Below are 20,557 nucleotides of genomic sequence, written 5' to 3'. Positions count from 1 at the left end.
CACCTTCTTCATTTAAATATCAAATTCATTATATAACCGCACACTTATATAATCAATTGATTATATTTAAACATTATTTTGAGTTCGGATTTTTCGGTGAAATGGCTATTGAAAAGAACAAAGAGTTCGTTTACAATAAAACCAACAAGTAGTTCTATATTTATAGAACAATAAGGAAGTTCAGTATTTCACTGAAAGAATGGAGCAGCTCATGGATTATAAAGTAGAAGTTGATTTTGCACCCATGTATGAATGTGTTAGTAGTATGACTGCCTTTCTAAGCAAGCAGAACCATACTGCCATGGATTCCGGTAAGCTCTGGGTACGCGATGTTCAGGCAAGATTCGCACCCATGCTCCTTCGTAAAATGCAAGAGGTCGTTAAAAAACTTGATGATTTCAGTTTGGCCCCCTATATTTGGTCTTGTCCGGGCGAGCGTTCGGTAGAGGGATTTTTGGTCTGGTTCGATGCTTTAACATCTGGAGAGCTATATGAAATTTCCGGACGTTTCGGCCAATCAGTTCCCTCCAATCTTGCGGAGCTTAGGGATACTGCTTCTGATATCCTGCGCGAATGGAACGCGGGATACTTCAGTGGAATCGACCCTAATATCATCAAAGGGCTTGAGCAGGAAGCCGAATCAAGACGCGCGATGCTAAGCGGCAATAATAACATGGAAGTGTTTGAAGCAGCTACCGCTGGCATGCGCCTTTATCCAAACGAACATCTGAAGCAGGTCATTATCATCCCGCAATATCATGCGCGTCCACTGGTTACCACCTCTATGTATGATGAATTCGTGTTCACTAGCTACTCTTGTGATGTTCTCCCTCCGGAAGCCGGACGGCCTGCTCCTGCACTACTCCGCCTTACTCGAGCATTGTCGGATGAGACCCGGCTGTATATCCTTCGTTTACTCACAGGGAAACAGCTCAATTTCACAGAAATCGTACGTGAAGTAGGACTTTCCAAAAGCACAATCCACTACCATCTTATCGCGCTGCGCGCAGCTGGGCTGGTCATTGTCCATACCCATGCTAGAAGCGCTTCGTACAGCCTACGATTGGAAGCCTTAAATGGACTGCCCCAGCAGATTGGGACGTATCTGGAGAGTTAAAAAAGGAGCTACCAAGCTATGATAAAACGCAGCTATTATGGTCTTCTCTCGACCATTACTTTAAGCGCTTTTGGGGATGCCTTTGGCTTGCTGGCTATGGAATGGCTCGTCTATGAGCTAACCGGTTCTAAGCTAGCGATGGGAGCACTCGCGCTCAGCTCTGGCATACCTGAGCTACTGTTGCGCTTGCTCGGTTCACCGTTGTCTGATCGGCTGCACCGGGTCCGTTTTATGGCCTGCTTGGCAGCCATTCGCTTGCTGGCTATAGCCCTGCCACTTGGCATGGGTCTAGCGGGTCAGCTGCAGCTGTGGCATCTGTTTGTCGCTGCCGGACTAAGCGGTGCCTGCGCCGCACTGTTCATGCCAACAGCGATGGCTGTTATTCCCGGCGTTGCTGACAGCCGGAAGCTGGTGCGGGCTTTTGCTATCATTGATGGCAGTAAAAGCGCAGCAGTGTTACTGGGACCTGCCTTAGCTGGAGCGTTGACCGCTGCCAGTGGAGCGCTGCCAGCCCTTAGCATCAACATGTTATGTTACGTAGCCGCCATAACTACCCTGCTATGTTTACAAAAGCTACCAAAACCTTCTCCAGCCCCAGGTCGTTTCTCCATCACTATTTACGTTCGCGAGATAGCCGAGGGCTTTACCTTCTATAAACAATTTCCTGCAATGCTTACGATTATGATCATGGCCTCCATCAGTAATTTAAGCTCAATTGCCGTCTGGACGATGATGGTGCCTTTTGTACGCGAAGTGCTCCACCGCGATGCGGCAACGATGGGCACGCTAAGTACGGTTTTAGCGCTGGGAACCTTAGTCGGGCTAAGTGTGATTTCCATGATCGGGGAGATAAAAAAAAGGCGATTTGTCATGCTTGGCAGTCTGGGGACCATAGGTTTAGTGACTACCTTATGGGGGTTATTCCCTAATTTTTCTTTTGCTCTCGCCGCCGTATTTGCTACTGGAGCGTTAGCTCCCTTCTTCGGTTCCTTAAGCTCGTCACTCCATGGACGTCTAGTTCCGAGCAATCTGCAAGGAAGGGTCAATTCTATTCGCTTTCTGATCGGTGGCGGCTTGCAGCCTTTTGGTGCTTTTGCCGGTGGTGCGATTGCCGAGCATTATGGGGTACCTGTGCTTTTTATAATCGCCGGACTGCTTCCAATGCTCTGTGCTAGCGCAGCCTTGCTACTCCCCGGACTCAAAGCACTGGATGGGGACCTTTCCACCCTTGAGTCCACCCATAGGCGACCCGTTGTGGAAGTTCCGTCACAAGGAGTTGTAGCTGAACGATAAGTGAGGATATGTAGAAGAGTTCCCTGATTCTAATAGAAAACTACCGCTGTTTATTTTAATTTTTTCACAATAGACTACCCTCTGTCGTTAAAGGCGGCGGATGGCAGTCTGTTTTTTATAGTCTTGTTAACGTTCCATTCACACTACTCTGATAATCTCTATAAGCGTTAGGTGGATGATCATCCAAGCCCAATAATTGATGATGCGGAGGATAATAATGTTAACATCTATAAAAAAAAGACTGATCGCTGTTCTAACCCTATTGGCTGTGATTAGTGCCGGATTAGGAGCAAGTCTGGTGTTGCCCGGAAAACAGGCATCGGCCGAGACCAAGACGGATCAAACCGTGCTACCTATAGCTCAGACTGAAGCACCCGCCAATCTTGATGATACCGCTAGTCTGACTACCTTCGTTGATGGCATTATGGAAAAAGATATGAATCGGCTGCAAATTCCGGGAGCGGTCATCTCGATCGTAAAGGATAACAAAATTATTTTGGCCAAAGGTTATGGCAGTTCCAATCTGGAAGAAGCGGCACCGGTTGATCCGACAACCAGCATGTTTCGAATCGCTTCGACGACAAAGCTATTCACCTGGACAGCGGTAATGCAACTGGTCGAGCAAGGTAAAATTAATCTGGACACGGATATTAATACCTACCTGAAATCAGTAAAGATCCCTGCTACTTATCCTGAGCCGATTACTATGCGCCATTTGATGACACATACAGCAGGGTTCGAAGAAGGTGGAGTTGGTTATCAAATCACTACAGACCCTGCCAAATTGCCGGGGTCAATCTCGGAAACACTCAATAAGCATATGTTGTCACGAGTAAGACCACCCGGACAGATAAGTTCTTATTCGAACTACGGTGCTACACTCGCAGGTCTAATTGTAGAGGAAGTTAGCGGTGTTCCTTACAATGATTATATAAAGAAATATATTTTTGATCCGCTCGACATGAAATATTCGACTGTAGTAGAACCTTTGCCGGAGTCATTCATGCCCAACAAAGTTGTCGGGTACAACAGCGACAACGGTAGTTTTATTCCAGGCACACCTACCTTCGAGGGAGGGTTTCGTCCTGCCGGCTCGGGTACAGTATCAGCAGTAGATATGGCACATTTCATGATCGCCCATCTGCAGAACGGCAACTATGGTGACCAGCAGATTCTGAGACCCGAGACGGCAGAACTAATGCATTCAACGGCGTTTCAATTTGATAAACGTCTGCCGGGAGTGGATCTTGGGTTCGCAGAGAAACAAATCAATGGGCTCACGCTGATCACTCATGGTGGTTCTGACCCCATGTTTAATACGGGATTGTATCTTGTGCCTGCCAAGCATGTAGGCATCTTTGTATCCTACAGCGGCGGTGAGGGCGGTGATTCCGCATCAGACCTCATCCAAGCCTTTTTCAACCGCTACTACCCTGCTCCTGATGGGAGTCAGCCTGAATTCATCGCTTCTGATGAATCTATTCAGAAATTCGCAGGATCCTATCAATTTACCCGCAGAAACATCAGTGATATTGATAAGTTTTTCAATTTTTTCGCTCAGCTGAATGTCTCGGTTGAGGATAATAAGCTATCCTTGGGAAGTGGTAGTGAACAACAATTGTACAGAGAAGTCGGTCCGAATATGTTCCAACTCGAGGGAGGTGCCGAACAAATTGCCTTCCGCACGAATGAGTCCGGTAAGGTTACACATATGATCTTAGGGATGGTACCAGATATGCCGCTGGAGCGTACGCCTCTCTTGGATCAGAATAAATTTTGGCTTATCGTACTAGGGTTCTCTGGGTTTATTTTTATCACTGCATTGCTCGGACTAATCTTTTCCAGACGCAAGATCAAGGCAATGACGCCACCGGAAAAATGGGCCATCCGACTGTCTACGGGAACTGCTGGTTGGGCGCTGCTATCTTTCGTCACGATATTCATGGTGGTTATGTCCATGGACACGATGCAGAAGTACAGCGGTATCAGTCTTTCGCTTTCTCTCAGTTTAGTTATGCCAATCATTTTGGTGGGTCTGACTTTAGCTCTGTTAATCTCGGCTATACTGGTTTGGAAGAATAAGTACTGGACAGCTTTCAAGCGGGTGCATTATACGTTAGTGACGCTTTCTGCTGTGGCAATGACTCTGTTCTTCTACTATTGGAATCTGTTGGGTTGGCAGTTCGGATAACACCATTACTTGCTAAGAACAATTCAGATATAATGAAAGCTTAATAGAGGAGGAAAATCGTGGCTACTATACTTATCGCTGATGATGATGATAACATCCGAAAGCTAATATCTTTATTTTTGCGAAAAGAAGGTTTTGAACTCAAAGAAGCCAGGGATGGTACCAAAGCTCTGTCCATTATACAGAATTCGCGTGTCGATCTCGTCATTCTAGATATTATGATGCCAGGACTTAATGGTTGGGATCTGTGCAGAGAAATCAGGCGCTGGGATGCCAACATCCCCCTCCTCATGGTGACAGCTAAAGCGGAATCCGTCCACAAAGTGAAAGGTTTTCAGCTTGGTACGGATGACTATCTAACAAAACCATTTGATCCACTTGAACTGGTAATGCGAGTAAAAGCTTTGCTTAAACGCTCGCTGGTCGTTACTTCCCAGTCTGTGCAGTTGGGCAATGTGGTTCTCAACCGCCGAACTTTTCAGGTCACGCGTGGTGAAGAACCAGTCACAATTCCTTTGAAGGAATTTGAGCTGCTGTTTCTGCTGGCCAGCCATCCTGGGCAAATCTTCACAAGAGAACAGTTGATCCTTCAGGTCTGGGGATTAAATTATGAAGGAGACGGCCGGACTGTAGATGTGCACATAAGTCGGTTGAGGGAGAAATTCAGCGGCAAGGGCGAGCAATTTCAAATCGAAACGGCTCGCGGTCTGGGATACCGGCTGATCCTTACGCCATGATCAAGACGTTGTATGTACGAGTCATTCTCACGTTTCTAGGCATCATTATCTTTAGTCTAATCTGTTCCTTTTTCATTGGTTTGTATGTCTTTCAGAAACAAATAACTTATGAGGGACAGAATGAAATGATCGTAGTAGGAAAAGAGATCATTCACCGCTATAATGACGCCAAACCTAAAGATACGGACGAGTTCCTGAATAGTATGGTTAAGGTATCTGCATACCCTATCCACCTGTACAATCATGCCGGGGACCATACCTTTTATGGGCTCAAGGGTAGTCCAGCTGTCATGGTCCCCCCCGATGCTGTCAAACAAGTCCTACAAGGAAAGCTCTACCGATCCTCCGCGGACGATAAGGATATTTTTATCGGGATGCCCTTTATGTTGGACGGGGAGTGGCGTGCGATGTTCTTGCAGTATTCTGCTGAGAACGAAAATTTCGTCAATCGAATGATGCTATTTGTGCTTTTGCTCGTGCTTTTACTGGGTAGTGTATGTATTCTTATTGCCGCCAGATATTTGGTGGAGCCGATCAAAGCACTGACGAATGCGACCAAAAGGCTGGGCAAGGGTGATTTCGAGGTGGAGCTTAAAGTGAACCGAATAGATGAAATCGGGGAATTGACACAGAGCTATGTGGAGATGGCAAGGGAGCTGAAGCAGTTGGAACAGATGAGGCAGGATTTCGTATCCAACGTTTCTCATGAAATCCAGACACCGCTTACGTCCATTTCCGGCTTTGCCAAGGCGCTACTGAACCATGATTTAATCGTGGAGGAGGAACGCAGCGAGTATCTTGATATCATCATTGCGGAGAGTGAGCGCCTATCGAGGCTAAGTGATAATTTACTGAAGCTCGCTTCCCTGGATTCTGAACATCATCCCTTCAACGCAAGTCCCTTCAATCTTGACGAGCAGATTAGAACCATCGTTGTGACCTGTGAGCCCCAATGGTCAGCCAAAGGCATTGTTATCGACCTTGAACTGCCGGAAGCGATCAAAATCAAGGGTGATGAAGATCAACTGAAGCAAGTATGGATGAATTTGCTCAGCAACAGCATCAAATTCACACCGGAAGGCGGGAATATTCGCATCAGTATAGATAGTCGTGCAGCAGAAGTATCCGTCACCATCAGCGATAATGGAATCGGGATGTCCCCGGAAGAGTTCAAGGCTGTATTCCAAAGATTTTATAAAATAGACAAATCGCGGAACGGAAACAACAATGGCAATGGCCTCGGACTTGCGATCGTTAAAAAAATCGTCTCTCTGCATCAGGGAAGGATAGAGATAGATGGTGCGGTTGGAGAAGGAACGACGATTATCGTTAGTTTACCCGTCTCTCCGTCTGCTCCCAGCCGAAAGAGCCAAGAATAGCAACCCAAACGAGGCTCACTAAGCTAACATCTTTTAAATATCATAGAATCAAAAAACAGGCGATACCGGTAGACCGGTGCATCGCCTGTTTTTTTAAGGTTAGATCTAGGAGCATCGCTACTAGATCTGCAACTGATTGTAATATCTGTGGCCAAAGCTCCAGCCACTAGGTACTGCCGCCCCCCTTCGGCTAAAAACCGAAGGGGGGTTCTTTGAGCCTTCCTTCGGTTTTGGGTTTGTGTTTTGGGGTTCGCGCTGATGGCAGCGGAGAGAACGGACTGATTGTGGAAAAGCGGAGCGTCCGCCAGCGCAATGCGCAGCACTTAAAACGCCAAATGCCCAATTCCAAAACCTAAGGCTCAATCAACCCATACTTCGTTTTTATCCGATCCAACTTTTCAATCATAGGGTTAGCAATGAAAAAGAGGAACACCACCGTCGAGATGGCATGCACCATATCAAACCAAAAGGCGGAAATATAAGTTGTCATCAAAGCCGACCATGAGAACTCAGACGTGAACATCATCAGCGAGCCTATATTGATAATGCCGCCATATACCAAGAACGTCGCTAGCCCTCCGAATATACAGAGAGACAGTTTGGTCTTTTTAAGCAGACCTTTCTTGAAGAAAATGCCCGCCAGGAAGCCAATGATGCCAAAACAAAACATTTGCCAAGGCGTCCATGGTCCCTGCCCAAAAAAGAAATTGGAGACAAAGCCCGCAACAGCACCGACCAGAAATCCTGCCTCAGCTCCCAAACTCACCCCTGCGATGATGACAACGGCAACAACCGGCTTAAACTGCGGCAACATGAAAAAGGCTGCGCGACCAGCAACAGCAATGGCTGCTAACACCGCTATGACGATGAGTTCCCTTGCCTGAGGCTTCCGATTCTCGAACACTAGCGCAAACGGAATCATCGTATAGAGGACGATCAATAGGCTGATAAAGTAATATTTGCGATCGTCTAGGACAAAAATACCTAACAAAATTGTAGCTGGAATAACTATAAAGATTAGTAGTGCTGCTAATAAAGTTCGACGACTCAAACGACGACCCGTTACCTGCTTCGTTGACATAAATCAATCACACCCTCTATCGTAACTCCCTCGCTCCATACATGACGCGCCATCCGATTGGCGGCAGTCGTATAGAAGCTGTTTCCCGCAAAAAACTTCTGGGCTCCATTCGTAGTGATGATGCTTCCATCAAAAAACATCGCGCAGACCTCGGCGTACTTGGCACAAAATTCAACGTCATGCGAAACCATTACGATGGTAACACCTTCGGCATTAAGCTTCTGTAGAAATAAAGCTAATTTCTCTTTAAAAGGTCCATCCAGTCCCTTAGTCGGTTCATCCAGCAGCAGAATCTTCGGTTCTAACAAAAGCACTTTAGCCAGCGCCGCACGTTGCTGTTCTCCCCCGCTAAGATCATACGGATGCATCGAGAGAAGATGTTCCAGTTCTGCGAACTTAACCACGGTCTCAACTTTAGCCACCTTTTCTTCCTTCGTTAAAGGAAGCTGAGATAACATTTCGTATAAATCTAGTTCGACTGTTTTTTTCACAAATAACGTTTGCGGATTTTGCGGAAGGATGCCCAGATGGTTAGTAAACAATTCTTTGGCATTTATTTTCGCTGGGTTTTTCCCGCCGATTAGAACCTTCCCTCGATAGGGCTGAAGGATGCCGCTCATAAGTGACAGCGTCGATGTCTTCCCCGTTCCATTCCCACCAACAATGCAATAGAACTGCCCTTGCTTTACTTCAAACGACAAATCTTTGATGATATCCGGTCCATTTTTATCATATTTAAACCATACATCCTTGAACTTTATGACTACAGGGCCGTCCACTTTCGAGCTTGACTGAGCTACTACCATCGTTGCAGGTGTCTTATCCTCTAGAAAAGCATCCAGCCATTGTCGTCCTTCCTTCACTGTAACAGGCCATGCTAAGTCATTCTCTACGCCTGCGTAAATTTGCATGGGTGAGGGCATGGACAGAAACATTGGATGGTTCAGCTTGCTTAAAGCTTCGCCTACCTTTTGCGGGGTATCATCTGCAATCACAACGCCCTCATTCAGCACAATCAGCCGATCTGTGAGCGGAAGAACATCCTCTAGACGATGCTCGGTCATGATAACGGTGGTTCCAAGCTCGCGATTAATCTTTTTGACCGTCTCCAAAAAATCGGAAGCTGCGATAGGATCTAGCTGAGAGGTAGGCTCATCAAGGATTAGAACCGAAGGATGCATAGCCATAATCGCTGCTAAATTGAGTAGCTGCTTCTGGCCACCCGATAGCTCAGTCACACTTTTATGGAACCAGGTCTGAATTCCGAAAAAGCTCGCCATCTCAGCCACGCGCAAACGAATCGTAGAATTGTCATAACCTAAGCTTTCAAGACCAAAGGCCAACTCATGCCACACCTTGTCTGTCACAATTTGATTGTCCGGACTCTGGAGTACGTAACCGATTTCCGCTGCCTGTGTCCGTTGATCGATCTCCTCTACAGGTTGCCCCTTATAATAAATCACCCCTTGGCGTTTGCCATGTGGGGTTAGGATTGTTTTCAGTTGTCTTAGTAAGGTACTTTTGCCGCAGCCTGACTTTCCACAAACAGTAATAAAGTCTCCGCTTGCAATCGTAAGATTAACATTCGATAGAGCCATCTGCTCTTGTTCAGGAAAAGCAAAGCTTAGTTCTTCGATTCGATAGATTTCCATTTCATTGCCTCCACCATATTGATGAGCACAGGGATCATACATAGCGCAAAATAAGCGATATATACAAGGATACTAAAAGGTGTAATTGCGCTCGCTTTAATCGACGGATAATATCTCATCGTGTTCTCACCCATCGCTGCACCGACAGCTACTATCGCAATTAAGCCTGCCATGATCAAGAGGGCTACTTTGTCCCGGGCATCTAATCGGAAGATCGAAAAGCTTGTACGTCCCGGCAATCCATATCCTCTTGACTTCATAGAATCCGCCGTCTCAATCGCATTTTCCAGGGCCCAGGTAGTCATTATCGATAGGATCGTTATCCCATTTCGCGCTCGCGCGAGGAGATTTCCCTGGGTGACATCCCGGCCTATACATTTTTGAGCATTCGAAATCACCTTGATTTGCGCTAAATATCTAGGAACAAAACGAAGCACCATCGAAAAAATCAACGACAGTGCCGGCAGTATTTTTCCGAATATATAAATAAACTTATCCGAGGTCATCACGGCGTTATAACAGGAGAACCATATGATAACCGTCACAAACATGCACGCCGCTGCTACGCCATAAAGAATCGATTCCTTCGTAACGGGGTTTCCATTGTTTAAATAGAACAAGATCGTTACCCCTTGATGATTAAAAACAGGGTTCATAATCGCCATAAATAGTAGAAAAGGAACCATGTACAGCAGATTAAATCGAACGGCTTTTTTTCCTTTTAACATAAAGGAGTAAACCACTGCACTGATCAGGGCAATCACCTGAAATATGGGATGCATGAACACCATGCTAAATAACAACACAACTACAAAATAAAGAAAATTCACAAACGGATGAAAGGTAGAAAAGCTATCCTTCATTATTTCTGTGCTCCTCCTGTGGCTACATAACCACCTACATCTCGACCTAGATCACAAGTGTATACCCATTCAACGACATCGCCATCCTTAAGCACATAACGACTACTGCCGTAGTTAGGGAACCAGCCATTTACTTTGTACATCCATCCACTAAGCTCTCCAGCATCAAATTCATAAAGATTATTTATGCCTTCAATATAATTACTGTTATAGATCGGAGTCATACTGAATTCCATATGGATTTTATTCTTCTTCATCTCTCTTAGCAAAACATCAAACACAGACTCCCCTTCATAAAAGGTTACCTTCTGCGCTTTATAAATGATACCATCTGCCGGTAATACTTCAAGCTTATCCTCGTTGAAAATGTTCATATTATCTAAAATGGTAGCCGCCGAGACGGACAAGGTAGCCGTTAATTGCTTCTTCTTATCTACTGTTGCATTTTGCCATTCCACTGGCTTAGGTTTCCCGCTCGGTACTGGATCCGTAAGAAATTTATCCTTTTTCGGTTCCTGCTTGGCTTCTGTTGCCGCTACTTTTGAATCCGGTTTGGTTACTGGTTTTGCCGTCGCTTTCGGTGTTGCGGTCGGCTGTGCCTGTGTATCCGGTTTAGGTGTTGCGGTCGGCTTTTCAACCTCTGTACCCGCAGTTTCGGTTGGCGTTACCTCTTCAGTTGGCTTTACCGTTTCAATGGGCTTAGCTGTTTCACCTGGCGTAGCTGTAGGAGCTATCTCCGTTGTCTCGGCATCACTTGAGGCTGTAGGCTCTACTTCAACATTCTGATTGGAAGCCGTATTGGCTGATTCTACAACTTGAGACCCAACATTGTTACTCGCAACCTTGTTCGGGCTCTTCTGATAATTCCCGCCCCAAAAGAACGCAATCACCAACACACCAATAATTAGTATCGCTGTTAGCCATTTTTTCTTGTTCATTTCTTAAGTTCCCCACCTTAAATAATAAGCAAGGGTATACACGCTACCCTTGCTTATCTCTTTAAATAAAGTTCTATTTAACGTCTGTCATGTCATAAAGACTCGTCTGACCCTTAACGAACCGATCATAAGCAACCAGTGCATACATCGCTTGATCCGTAGCCATAAGATCTACTTCTCCTGGTTTCGCGCCTCCGTTGCCTACTCCACCCTGCTTCACGTGATAAAAACCACCTTCAGCAGCAACAAAGCCAAGCAACGCATCTACCGCTGAACGGCCATTTTTAATAAATCTGGAATCCTTATGCGGATCTATACCAAGTCCAGTTAAAGCTACAATAACCTGAGCAATGCTCTCGGAGTTCGTAGATTCCCAGCTTGCAAAGCCACCGTCTGCTGTTTGTGTTTTGGATAACCAAGCCAATCCACGATCTACAGCAGCCGTTACTTTGGCATTCGTTTTGTAATAAGGGGTTAAGCCTTGAATAACCATCCCAGTGATATCCGGATCGGCCGCAGTAGCATTACTGCCAAGTGCCCATCCCCCACCGTTGATCTCTCTGCCTAAAATATAATCAATAAGCTTCTCTCTAGTCGTCTGTGTCTTTACATCCTTAACCACTGGAATGTCGTAATGATTACTATCCAGTGCGATCAAGGCAAACACAGGTCCATTAATACCTTGCTTGATTACAGTATCAAAATCAGCGAGCGGCTCCAGTAGGTTATAACCCGCCACTTTATCAATATTTTTGCCGATTGAAGTTAATGCCAAAATAACTCTATCATATTCCGTATATTTTACGCTATGCAGCTTCCCAGCCTTTTCTTTAAGGGTTGCTTCTACATTCGCATAGTACTTAGCGTAATAACTATCTGGAACCTTCACACCAGAACGTGCCAGCCCGAACACTGTCCAATCGCCGCCAACCGAGGAGATGACAGGGTTTGTTACTGTTTTTTGCAAAAAGGCTGCTGTGTTCTGAATATATGGACTAACTGCTTTGTCGCCACTCTTATAATCATGGGTTCTAGTAGCTACAACAGCTGCCATTTCTCTAGTTACAAGCTCTTTAGGTTTAAATTGATTATCATCACCTAACATTAGTCCAGTGGCAACAATAGTTTCCACATCTGCTTTAGCCCACGCGGATGCAGTTTTGATGTCTTTAATCGCTGTTCCTGGCTTCGTAGCTGGGATTGATAATGCTCTGACAATGATTGCTGCCATCTGCTCGCGAGTAATCTTGTCATTTGGCTTAAATTCATTATTAAAGCCTGTAATTAATCCTGCTTTATGAGCAGCATTCACATATGGATAGAACCAATCTGCCAGAGCTACATCCTTATAGGTAATTCCCTTATCACTCTTAATATCAAGTTCCAATGCAGAAACTAGGATCTTAGTAAACTCTGCTTTTGTAATGTAATCCTTCGGATTCACCTGACCATTGTTACCTTGGATGTACCCTTTTACTGTAGCTGTTTCAATCGCTGAGAATGCCCAGGATGAGATCTTATCGGCGTCTTTATACACTTGCTTGATATCATTAGGAGCCGCTGTTGGAGATGGACTTGCTGTCGGATTACCGTTACCTTCCGGAATAGTTACATCACCCGGAGCAGGAGTACCGCTGGGTTTAGGCGTTGGTTTTGGAGTCGGACTCGCTGTTGGTATCGGTGCATTTAGATCGGCACCCAAATTCGTAGTATAACGCCACTGAATTCTATCCCCAGCACTTAGGTTATATGAAGATGCACCATAATTAGGATATTTTCCATTTACATTATACATCCATCCACTACCGCTACCATGGTCAAATTCTCCATCACCAGCTATGGATTCAACATACACACTTCCAAATGTACTGTTCCAAGAATAGCTATAGTCGATCCCGCGGCTATCTAGTACTCTTTCGAATATTGACCACACTGTGTCACCAGATTGTAGCTCTACCTGTACAGAAGGAACAACATATCCCTTCTTAATCGTAAGCTTATCCACGGATAGGGTTACATATGGCTTCGATGGAGTGGTTCCTCCACCACCAGTGCCACCGCCATTTCCTTCGCCGTTGCCACTACCACCGTCGCCACCAGGTGTCTGAACTACACTGGTTGTGTACGCAATGTAATCAGTGAAGTGATTGGTTTTTACGATTAAATCATTTCCATTATCGTAGGCATACTCTGAGTTGCCGCTTGCCAAACCTAAGGCGTCACTTGCAAATTTTTGAATCACATGAGGTGTACCATTTTGAATATAAGCTGCATCTTTTCCTTTAAGGTCCTTAAAGGTTAATGTTATAAATTGACTAAATTCTACTCTTGCACTGCCACCCATGGAAAAGGCTTGAATAATGCTCTCCAGCTTCTTATCCTGGGAAATAATCTGATTCAGACTATCTTTTAGTGCAGCTTCTGTGCCTGTAAAAGGTGACAAAAGTTCAATTGCTGAGGCATCTCCACGGGTAACTTTTGCACCCTTAGGAATGACTACGGATACGTCACCTTTGGTAGCTTCAATCTGAGGAAGATCGCTGTTATTTGGTAAACTAACACTAACCTTCGATTGTTGATTTTTAGGAATAACTACCGTTATTTCCTTGTTGCTATCTCCTGTTCTGATTGGAACGATATAATCTTGAGAGTCAATTGGGATATCAACTTTTGGGTGATCACCAGACGGTAACGGAAGTTCTTTTGGACCCTCTGGTTGCCCAGGTCCCGGTCCTTCTGGTTGTTCCAATTTCACATCATTCATATCAAAGAGACGGTTACTATGATTGATCAGACGATCATAGGACACAAGTGCATACGTGCCTTGGTCCGTAGCCATTCCATTTACTGATCCTGTTAAGGTGTGCTTAAATCCACCATCAGGTGCAGCAAAGACAAGTAATGCATCAATAAGAGACTTGCCATTCTTGATAAACCTAACATCATTGTCTGGGTTAACACCTACGCTAGTTAAAGCAACAATAACTTGCGAGATGCTTTCACTGCTTGTGCTTCCCCAGCTTGTATAACTACCATCATTATTTTGATTACTCGATAACCATGCAATGGCCCGATCTACGGCAGCTTTTACATTAGAATCCTTTGCGTAATAAGGTGCAAGTGCTTGTATTGCCATAGCCGTCATATCGACATCGGCTTTCGCCGTACCTAATGCCCAACCACCGGCTTCTACTGTACCTTTTTTAATCTCATTATCTAAAATATACTGAATCAGGTTTTCTCTTGTGGTTTGAACTTTACCTGCTGGCGCTACTGGAATATCATAGTTATGACTATCTAGCGCAATTAGAGCAAATATAGGACCATTATTTCCTTGCTTCTGAATGTATTGATAATCAGCAAGCGTTTTTCTCAGATCATACCCCGCGACATTCGTGATATCTTTTCCAATAGAGGTAAGTCCTAAAATCAATCTGGAATACTCTGTACTTGCCGTAGTATCGATTTTTCCATCCTTTATTAAGGCTGCTACTTTCGTAGCTATATTGTTGTAATAGAGATCATAATAATCATTAGGCACATCGTAGTTTGCACGTGCTAAAGAAAGAATGGACCACTCTCCGAAATAAGTCGGATTCGTTACGGTTTTAACAAGATAGGCAAGGCTCTTATCCAAATGCTGCTTGGCTACATCTGGAGTCGGTACTTCCGGCTGCTCTAATTGAACATCATTCATGTCATAGAGACGGTTGCTATTATTGATTAGACGATCATAGGATACGAGTGCATATGTGCCTTGATCCGTAGCCATAGCGTCTACTTTTCCGGTGAGAATATGCTTGAATCCACCATCCGGCCCAGAGAAGCTAAGTAAAGCATCTATAAGTGAATTTCCTTCTTTAATAAACTTAGGGTCACTGTGCGGATCTACGCCTACGCCAGTTAAGGCAACAACAATCTGTGCGATGCTCTCACTGCTTGTGCTTCCCCAGCTTGTAAATCCACCTTGAGCATTTTGTACACTCGATAACCATGCAATCGCCCGATCCACGGCAGCTTTTACATTAGGATTCGTTGCGTAATAAGGCGCAAGTGCTTGCATCGCCATCCCGGTCATATCGACGTCTGCTTTGGTTACACCTAAAGCCCAGCCCCCGGCATCTGCTGCACCTTTTTTAACTTCTCTATCTAAGATGTACTGAACCAGGTTTTCTCTTGTGCTTTGATATATAACTCCCTTCTCATCAGGATCAGGGAATAATACTGGAATTCCGTAGTCATGACTATCTAGTGCAATCAGAGCAAATATGGGACCATTAAGCCCTTGCTTCTGAATATATTGATAATCAGCGAGTGCATTTCTTAGATCATGACCTGCAACATTCGTGATATCTTTTCCGATAGAGGTCAGTCCTAGAATTGCTCTGGAATTCTCTGTGCTTTTATTGGCGTCGAGTTTTCCATCCTCTTTGATAATCGATGTTATTTTCGTAGCTACATTGTTGTAATAGAGATCATAATAACCACTTGGTACTTTATAGTTCGCACGTGCTAGAGAAAGAATCGACCATTCTCCGCTACCTGTTCCAAATGACGGATTCTTTACAGTGTTAACGATGTAAGCCAAGCTTTTATCTAACTGTTCTTTGGCAGTGATTTTATAAGTAACCTGATAGGTTACATTATCTGCTTTGTTCCCAGCGCCATCTACAGCCGTTACTGCGATTACGTTACTACCTGGGTTAAGAGAGGCTTTGTACTCACCATTAGTAGCTGACAGAACGACTTGGTTCAGCTTTACTACTGGGATAATGTCTTTATAGACATTGTCTGTAACCACTACTTTGAAGCTTAAATCTTTACTGGATACTTCTTGTTTATCTTGTATACCTTCTATTAATATCGTAGGCTTCTCTGTATCTGGCTCTTGTACTAACGCATTAATCTGCTCTACTAGAGCTTGATTAACCTCTGTTGTTACAACTGCACTATCGGCAATTGCTTCATTCGCATGAGCCGGGATTACGCTTGTAGAGAACGTCGTGATAAATACAGCTACAATGAGTAACCAAGCTAAAAACTTATTTTTCTTCATGTTTCCATAACCCTTCCCTTCTCTTCCTATGATAAAAAAACAGAATAAACTTTCCAAGCATAACGCCCTCGGCGTCCTTATAAGGACGTTATGCGTTTAGCGAGAAATATAAGACATAGAGTATAGGTGCTAAACTTATACTTTCTTATATTTTTAGCACTACAAAAAAACCACTCAACATAACGTCAAGAGGTTTAAGATAGTGAACCGCAATAATAGCAGGCATATACTATATCAAACACCCCTCTATCGCTCGTAGAGTTTAATGGTGTATCAGAAACAGGCAGATATTCTGGCTCAAGTATCATCACCCTTGCTACCTTCCCAGTTTCCCAGTGGTACCTTGCAAGGACTCCTCTTTCACAGCGGCGGGACCGCGCGGGACTCACACCCGCTTTCCATTTAACCAATCTATGATTGCATTTCCGAAACATTCATAATTGGCACCTATTGCTAATATTAATTTTTCATGCTCCATCATATCTAATATAGATGCTTTTGTCATGCAATATTTGTTTTTTGTATAACGAGTAGTTAGCGATAATCCTATTGAATATCAAATCATTTTAACCACAATATACTCTTTTTCTCTCAGCTCAAAGCCCTCCTCCAGTGACAAAGAGGCCAAATCAAAGATTCGATCATACTTTTTATTTCGTAGGAGCCCTTCTTCCTCAGCCCAACAAGTATAAAGCTCAAACTCGGCACCAGATACCCCATAATCTGTCATAAGCCTAAATAACTCCCGACAACACTTGAGTGAGGCATCATACGATCCTGGTAGCGTATCTTTTAGCTTAGGGGATACAGAGAAGCCGCCCCAATTCGGTGAAATCCGGTATACATATGGACTCCGAAAATGCTTGCGAATCTCATCGTTCCAATACCCAAGTTCCTCTATAAAAATACCCGCTGCATCTTCTTCCGAGTCGTATACAAGACAGTCCTCATCTCTTAAATGAGACAGATCTGCGATGTCATCTAAAGGAATTATGCCTTGCAGGCGTAAAGCCTCTCTTTGATTCTTATACTCTGGGGAATTTTTCACTTCATTATATGTCTTTGCTGACAGTACACTGCCTCTTTCTCCTAACGGAAGCTCTGTAGCCGAGCCTATGTAATGAAATCTGCTCACTGGATTGCCCTCCATAACTTTGGAATCACTGCAAATCACTAATTCATATATGAATTTACCACAAATTAGTAAGGTACTCGTTGAAATTATTCTATGTTAGGGTATTTGGTAATCGTTTACAACAAATTAATGGAGGTGTATATGATCATCTAAGCACCAAAGTAGTAATGAAGGTCCGGTTTAAGCATCCTCAAAAATGATCTTACAAAGGAGAATTCAATGACTACTCGAATCCAGAAACACTTCTTATCATTGACCCTTGTCACCGCTCTTCTGCTTTCTTTGTTCTCATCCATTGCCGCCGCTGCCACTAAGGACGAGCAACAAGCTAAGCCAGCACCAAAGAGTAAGATCCAATCCTATGTAGACGATATGCAGCCCGGATGGAACCTTGGCAATACGCTAGATGCTACAGGTGAGGATGAAACCTCCTGGGGCAATCCGCGTGTGACCCAAGAACTGATTAAGAAAATCGCCGCACAAGGCTACAAAAGTATCCGGATTCCCATCACTTGGGATTCACACATAGGTGAAGCACCGAACTATACCATTGATCAAGCTTACCTCAACCGTGTCGAAGAAGTTGTCGGCTGGGCGCTGGACGCCAAGCTTTATGTAATGATTAACGTCCATCACGACTCCTGGTTATGGGTAAGTCATATGGAAGAGAAGCATGATGAAACGCTCGCGCGTTATAACGCAGCATGGACTCAAATTGCGGACCGCTTCAAGGATAAATCCGATAAGCTGATGTTCGAAAGCATTAATGAACCTCGTTTCACGGATGGCGGAAGTACGGATGAAGTGAAGATGGAACAGATGCTTACAGAGCTCAACAATTCTTTCCATCAGATCGTTCGAAACTCAGGTGGAAAGAATGATGTCCGTCCGCTAGTGCTGCCTTCATTAGAGACTTCTCCTACCCAACCTAGAATGGATCAGCTTTACAAGACGATTACAGCTCTTAACGATCCGAACATAATCGCGACCGTTCACTACTACGGCTTCTGGCCGTTCAGTGTGAATATCGCTGGTTACACCACGTTTGAAAAAGATACAAAAAACGATATCATCCAAACTTTTGATAACGTTTACAACACATTCGTAGCCAAAGGAATCCCTGTTATCGTTGGTGAGTTTGGACTGCTAGGCTTCGATAAGGATACAGGTGTGATTGAACAAGGCGAGAAGCTGAAATTCTTCGAGTACCTTACCTATTATTTAAAAGAAAAGAAAATGACCTCCATGCTCTGGGATAATGGGCAACATTTCAACCGCAAAACGTATAAGTGGTCCGATTCCGAACTCCACAACGTATTAATGTCTGGTCTGAAAGAACGTTCCTCGAGCACCGAGAGCGATCTGGTCTATCTAAAAAAAGGTGCAACGATCAAAGACACCAAGGTGAAGCTGAACCTAAACGGCAATAAGCTAACCACGATTAGTGCAAATGGGAAGTATCTAATAAAGGGAAAAGATTACACCTTGAATGGCGAGGAACTCACACTCAAAGCCAGCCAACTCAAAAAACTCACAGCTTCCCAAAAATACGGTGAAAATGCCGTGTTAACGCTGAAATTCAACAAGGGTGTTGCGTGGAGACTAAAGATCATCGTGAATGACACTGCCAAATTAAGTGATGCCAAAGGTACGACTGAATCGTTTGCCATTCCAACTACCTTTAATGGCAACCAGCTTGCCACGATGGAAGCTGTCTATACCGCTGGTGGCAATGCAGGCCCGCAAGACTGGACTCCATTCAAGGAGTTCGGCAATACCTTCTCACCCTCTTATAACACGAAAGAAATCAAGCTGCTACCAGCCTTCTTTAAAGATGTTAAAGACGGAGAAGTTATCCTGAAATTCCACTTCTGGAATGGTGATATCCTTACGTACAAGATCACGAAGAGTGGAACAAACGTTGTAGGAAAGTCTTCTTAGCTTTCGCTGCATAACATAAATAGGAGTGTCCCTTCACGAGGACACTCCTATTTTTAATTAAATCATACATAAACTTCTTCATACGTCATCAACATTAAGCGATAGACCAGATACACTCCAAGATAAGCTCCCGTTATAAGGAACATTGGATTCAAAAAAATCGCATGGATCGAGGTCATGAATACCGTGTTATCTCTTAATATTTCATATATGGCTAGGGCAGAAATATTGCCTAAAATAAGCGTAGATAACACAGAAGCAACATTAAAAACAATACGCCACTTTATCCATTTATGTTGTATCATTAGCATCGCGATGGGGACCACTATACTGCCAAATACGATTAGAAATTTCATTTAGCCAGCCACCTCAGTATCTCTTTAATCCTCCAGTTCAACACTTTCAATTTGCCCCTCTGCATTCACTGTCCACTCGATATCAACACCTGGCATCAATCCAAGCTTGTCCTCATCTTCGATCACTACATGATCGGGGATGGCTAGGGTCTGCTCTCCCACCCCTTCTACTTTAACTGTAACCTGTCTACCATTAGACGTAGTAATCTTCCCTTCATATTCAATCTGCTGCAAAACAATCTTTTGGCTCGGATCCGTAATGGTAACCCGCTTGCCGCCGTCTGTCAGCAGCTCAATCTTTTTATGATAGCCATCCTTTAAAGTGACTTCCTTCATGACTCGCTGAACGCTAACATCCGCCGGAAGTCCCTCTGAATTTGTACCGGATGAGGCACTGGGTTGTTCTGTTGCATGGTTCGTAGGCGCAGGTGCAGTGGCATCTGTTGTAGGCGTTGGAGTTACTTGTGTGGTTTCATTGGCAGCATTAGAGCAGCCACTTAATAGGACAGTGCAGGCACAGATCAAACAAAGAATTGAAGTTCGAATCTGGCGTTGTGAATTTCCTTTATTCTGTGTCATCATTTACCTCCGCATTTAAATTTCTTCCAGTTCTATTTAGTGAACATAGTTTTACCTCTTCCCTTCCTTTTATACCCCAACTTCCCCATACAAGATCGATAGAATGGTAAAAATTCATGAACATATCAAAAAACCGCCCTGATTTGAACTGCACCCCAATTGTTAGACACATCTAACATTTGGAGGTGCAGTTTTTTTATGACCAGGTACAGTACAGATGAAAAAACTCAAGCCGTTAT

At 44.2% G+C, this 20,557-nt stretch carries 14 protein-coding genes and 1 riboswitch; of the genes, 6 read left to right on the top strand and 8 right to left on the bottom strand.

What is annotated here, in order from left to right:
* Positions 1 to 211 precede the first annotated feature (211 nt).
* The 5 genes from M2444_RS32880 to M2444_RS32860 all read left to right on the top strand — a co-directional run bounded on the left by M2444_RS32880 (position 212) and on the right by M2444_RS32860 (position 6,717).
* Entirely contained in the window at positions 212 to 1,117 is a 906-nt protein-coding gene (locus M2444_RS32880; protein ID WP_280789071.1) for an ArsR/SmtB family transcription factor, read from the top strand.
* 18 nt (positions 1,118 to 1,135) lie between these two features.
* Complete coding sequence (locus M2444_RS32875) at positions 1,136 to 2,410, top strand: MFS transporter (RefSeq protein WP_280789070.1); 1,275 nt, start codon at positions 1,136 to 1,138, stop codon at positions 2,408 to 2,410.
* 217 nt (positions 2,411 to 2,627) lie between these two features.
* On the top strand, positions 2,628 to 4,601 hold the full coding sequence (locus M2444_RS32870; protein WP_280789069.1) for a serine hydrolase domain-containing protein: 1,974 nt from the start codon (positions 2,628 to 2,630) through the stop codon (positions 4,599 to 4,601).
* A 59-nt stretch (positions 4,602 to 4,660) separates the two neighbouring features.
* Complete coding sequence (locus M2444_RS32865) at positions 4,661 to 5,338, top strand: response regulator transcription factor (protein WP_280789068.1); 678 nt, start codon at positions 4,661 to 4,663, stop codon at positions 5,336 to 5,338.
* A complete protein-coding gene (locus tag M2444_RS32860) occupies positions 5,335 to 6,717 on the top strand; it encodes a HAMP domain-containing sensor histidine kinase (RefSeq protein WP_280789067.1) in 1,383 nt (460 codons plus the stop codon). Before M2444_RS32865 ends, M2444_RS32860 begins: the two co-directional genes overlap by 4 nt.
* Positions 6,718 to 7,069: 352 nt before the next feature.
* Here the strand turns inward: M2444_RS32860 and M2444_RS32855 are convergent, their stop codons facing one another.
* The 6 genes from M2444_RS32855 to M2444_RS32830 all read right to left on the bottom strand — a co-directional run bounded on the left by M2444_RS32855 (position 7,070) and on the right by M2444_RS32830 (position 17,442).
* Complete coding sequence (locus tag M2444_RS32855) at positions 7,070 to 7,768, bottom strand: ECF transporter S component (RefSeq protein WP_280789066.1); 699 nt, start codon at positions 7,766 to 7,768, stop codon at positions 7,070 to 7,072.
* An 11-nt stretch (positions 7,769 to 7,779) separates the two neighbouring features.
* On the bottom strand, positions 7,780 to 9,450 hold the full coding sequence (locus M2444_RS32850; protein WP_280789065.1) for an ABC transporter ATP-binding protein: 1,671 nt from the start codon (positions 9,448 to 9,450) through the stop codon (positions 7,780 to 7,782).
* Positions 9,423 to 10,313 (bottom strand): energy-coupling factor transporter transmembrane component T, encoded by an 891-nt coding sequence (locus M2444_RS32845; RefSeq protein ID WP_280789064.1) that lies wholly within the window; start codon positions 10,311 to 10,313, stop codon positions 9,423 to 9,425. Before M2444_RS32845 ends, M2444_RS32850 begins: the two co-directional genes overlap by 28 nt.
* Positions 10,313 to 11,251, bottom strand: a complete 939-nt coding sequence (locus M2444_RS32840) for a DUF4430 domain-containing protein (RefSeq protein WP_280789063.1) — start codon at positions 11,249 to 11,251, stop codon at positions 10,313 to 10,315. Before M2444_RS32840 ends, M2444_RS32845 begins: the two co-directional genes overlap by 1 nt.
* Before the next feature lie 73 nt (positions 11,252 to 11,324).
* Entirely contained in the window at positions 11,325 to 16,307 is a 4,983-nt protein-coding gene (locus M2444_RS32835) for an S-layer homology domain-containing protein (RefSeq protein ID WP_280789062.1), read from the bottom strand.
* A 265-nt stretch (positions 16,308 to 16,572) separates the two neighbouring features.
* A riboswitch (cobalamin riboswitch) is annotated at positions 16,573 to 16,773 on the bottom strand.
* A gap of 90 nt (positions 16,774 to 16,863) precedes the next feature.
* Positions 16,864 to 17,442, bottom strand: a complete 579-nt coding sequence (locus M2444_RS32830; RefSeq protein WP_094876823.1) for a hypothetical protein — start codon at positions 17,440 to 17,442, stop codon at positions 16,864 to 16,866.
* A 219-nt stretch (positions 17,443 to 17,661) separates the two neighbouring features.
* On the opposite strand from M2444_RS32830, the gene M2444_RS32825 reads away from it, so the two are divergent.
* On the top strand, positions 17,662 to 19,383 hold the full coding sequence (locus M2444_RS32825) for a cellulase family glycosylhydrolase (protein ID WP_094876822.1): 1,722 nt from the start codon (positions 17,662 to 17,664) through the stop codon (positions 19,381 to 19,383).
* Positions 19,384 to 19,445: 62 nt separating this feature from the next.
* On the opposite strand, the gene M2444_RS32820 is transcribed toward M2444_RS32825, so the two are convergent.
* Positions 19,446 to 19,739: a transposase gene (locus M2444_RS32820; RefSeq protein ID WP_280789061.1), complete on the bottom strand. Its 294-nt coding sequence runs from the start codon at positions 19,737 to 19,739 to the stop codon at positions 19,446 to 19,448.
* A gap of 24 nt (positions 19,740 to 19,763) precedes the next feature.
* On the bottom strand, positions 19,764 to 20,321 hold the full coding sequence (locus M2444_RS32815; RefSeq protein WP_280789060.1) for a hypothetical protein: 558 nt from the start codon (positions 20,319 to 20,321) through the stop codon (positions 19,764 to 19,766).
* Positions 20,322 to 20,557: the final 236 nt, after the last annotated feature.

The organism is Paenibacillus sp. PastF-3 (genome assembly GCF_029893135.1).
Lineage (GTDB): Bacteria > Bacillota > Bacilli > Paenibacillales > Paenibacillaceae > Paenibacillus_AQ > Paenibacillus_AQ nitricinens.
The sequence above is the reverse complement of the archived record's forward strand: the minus strand, read 5'-3'. Positions and strand labels throughout refer to the sequence as shown.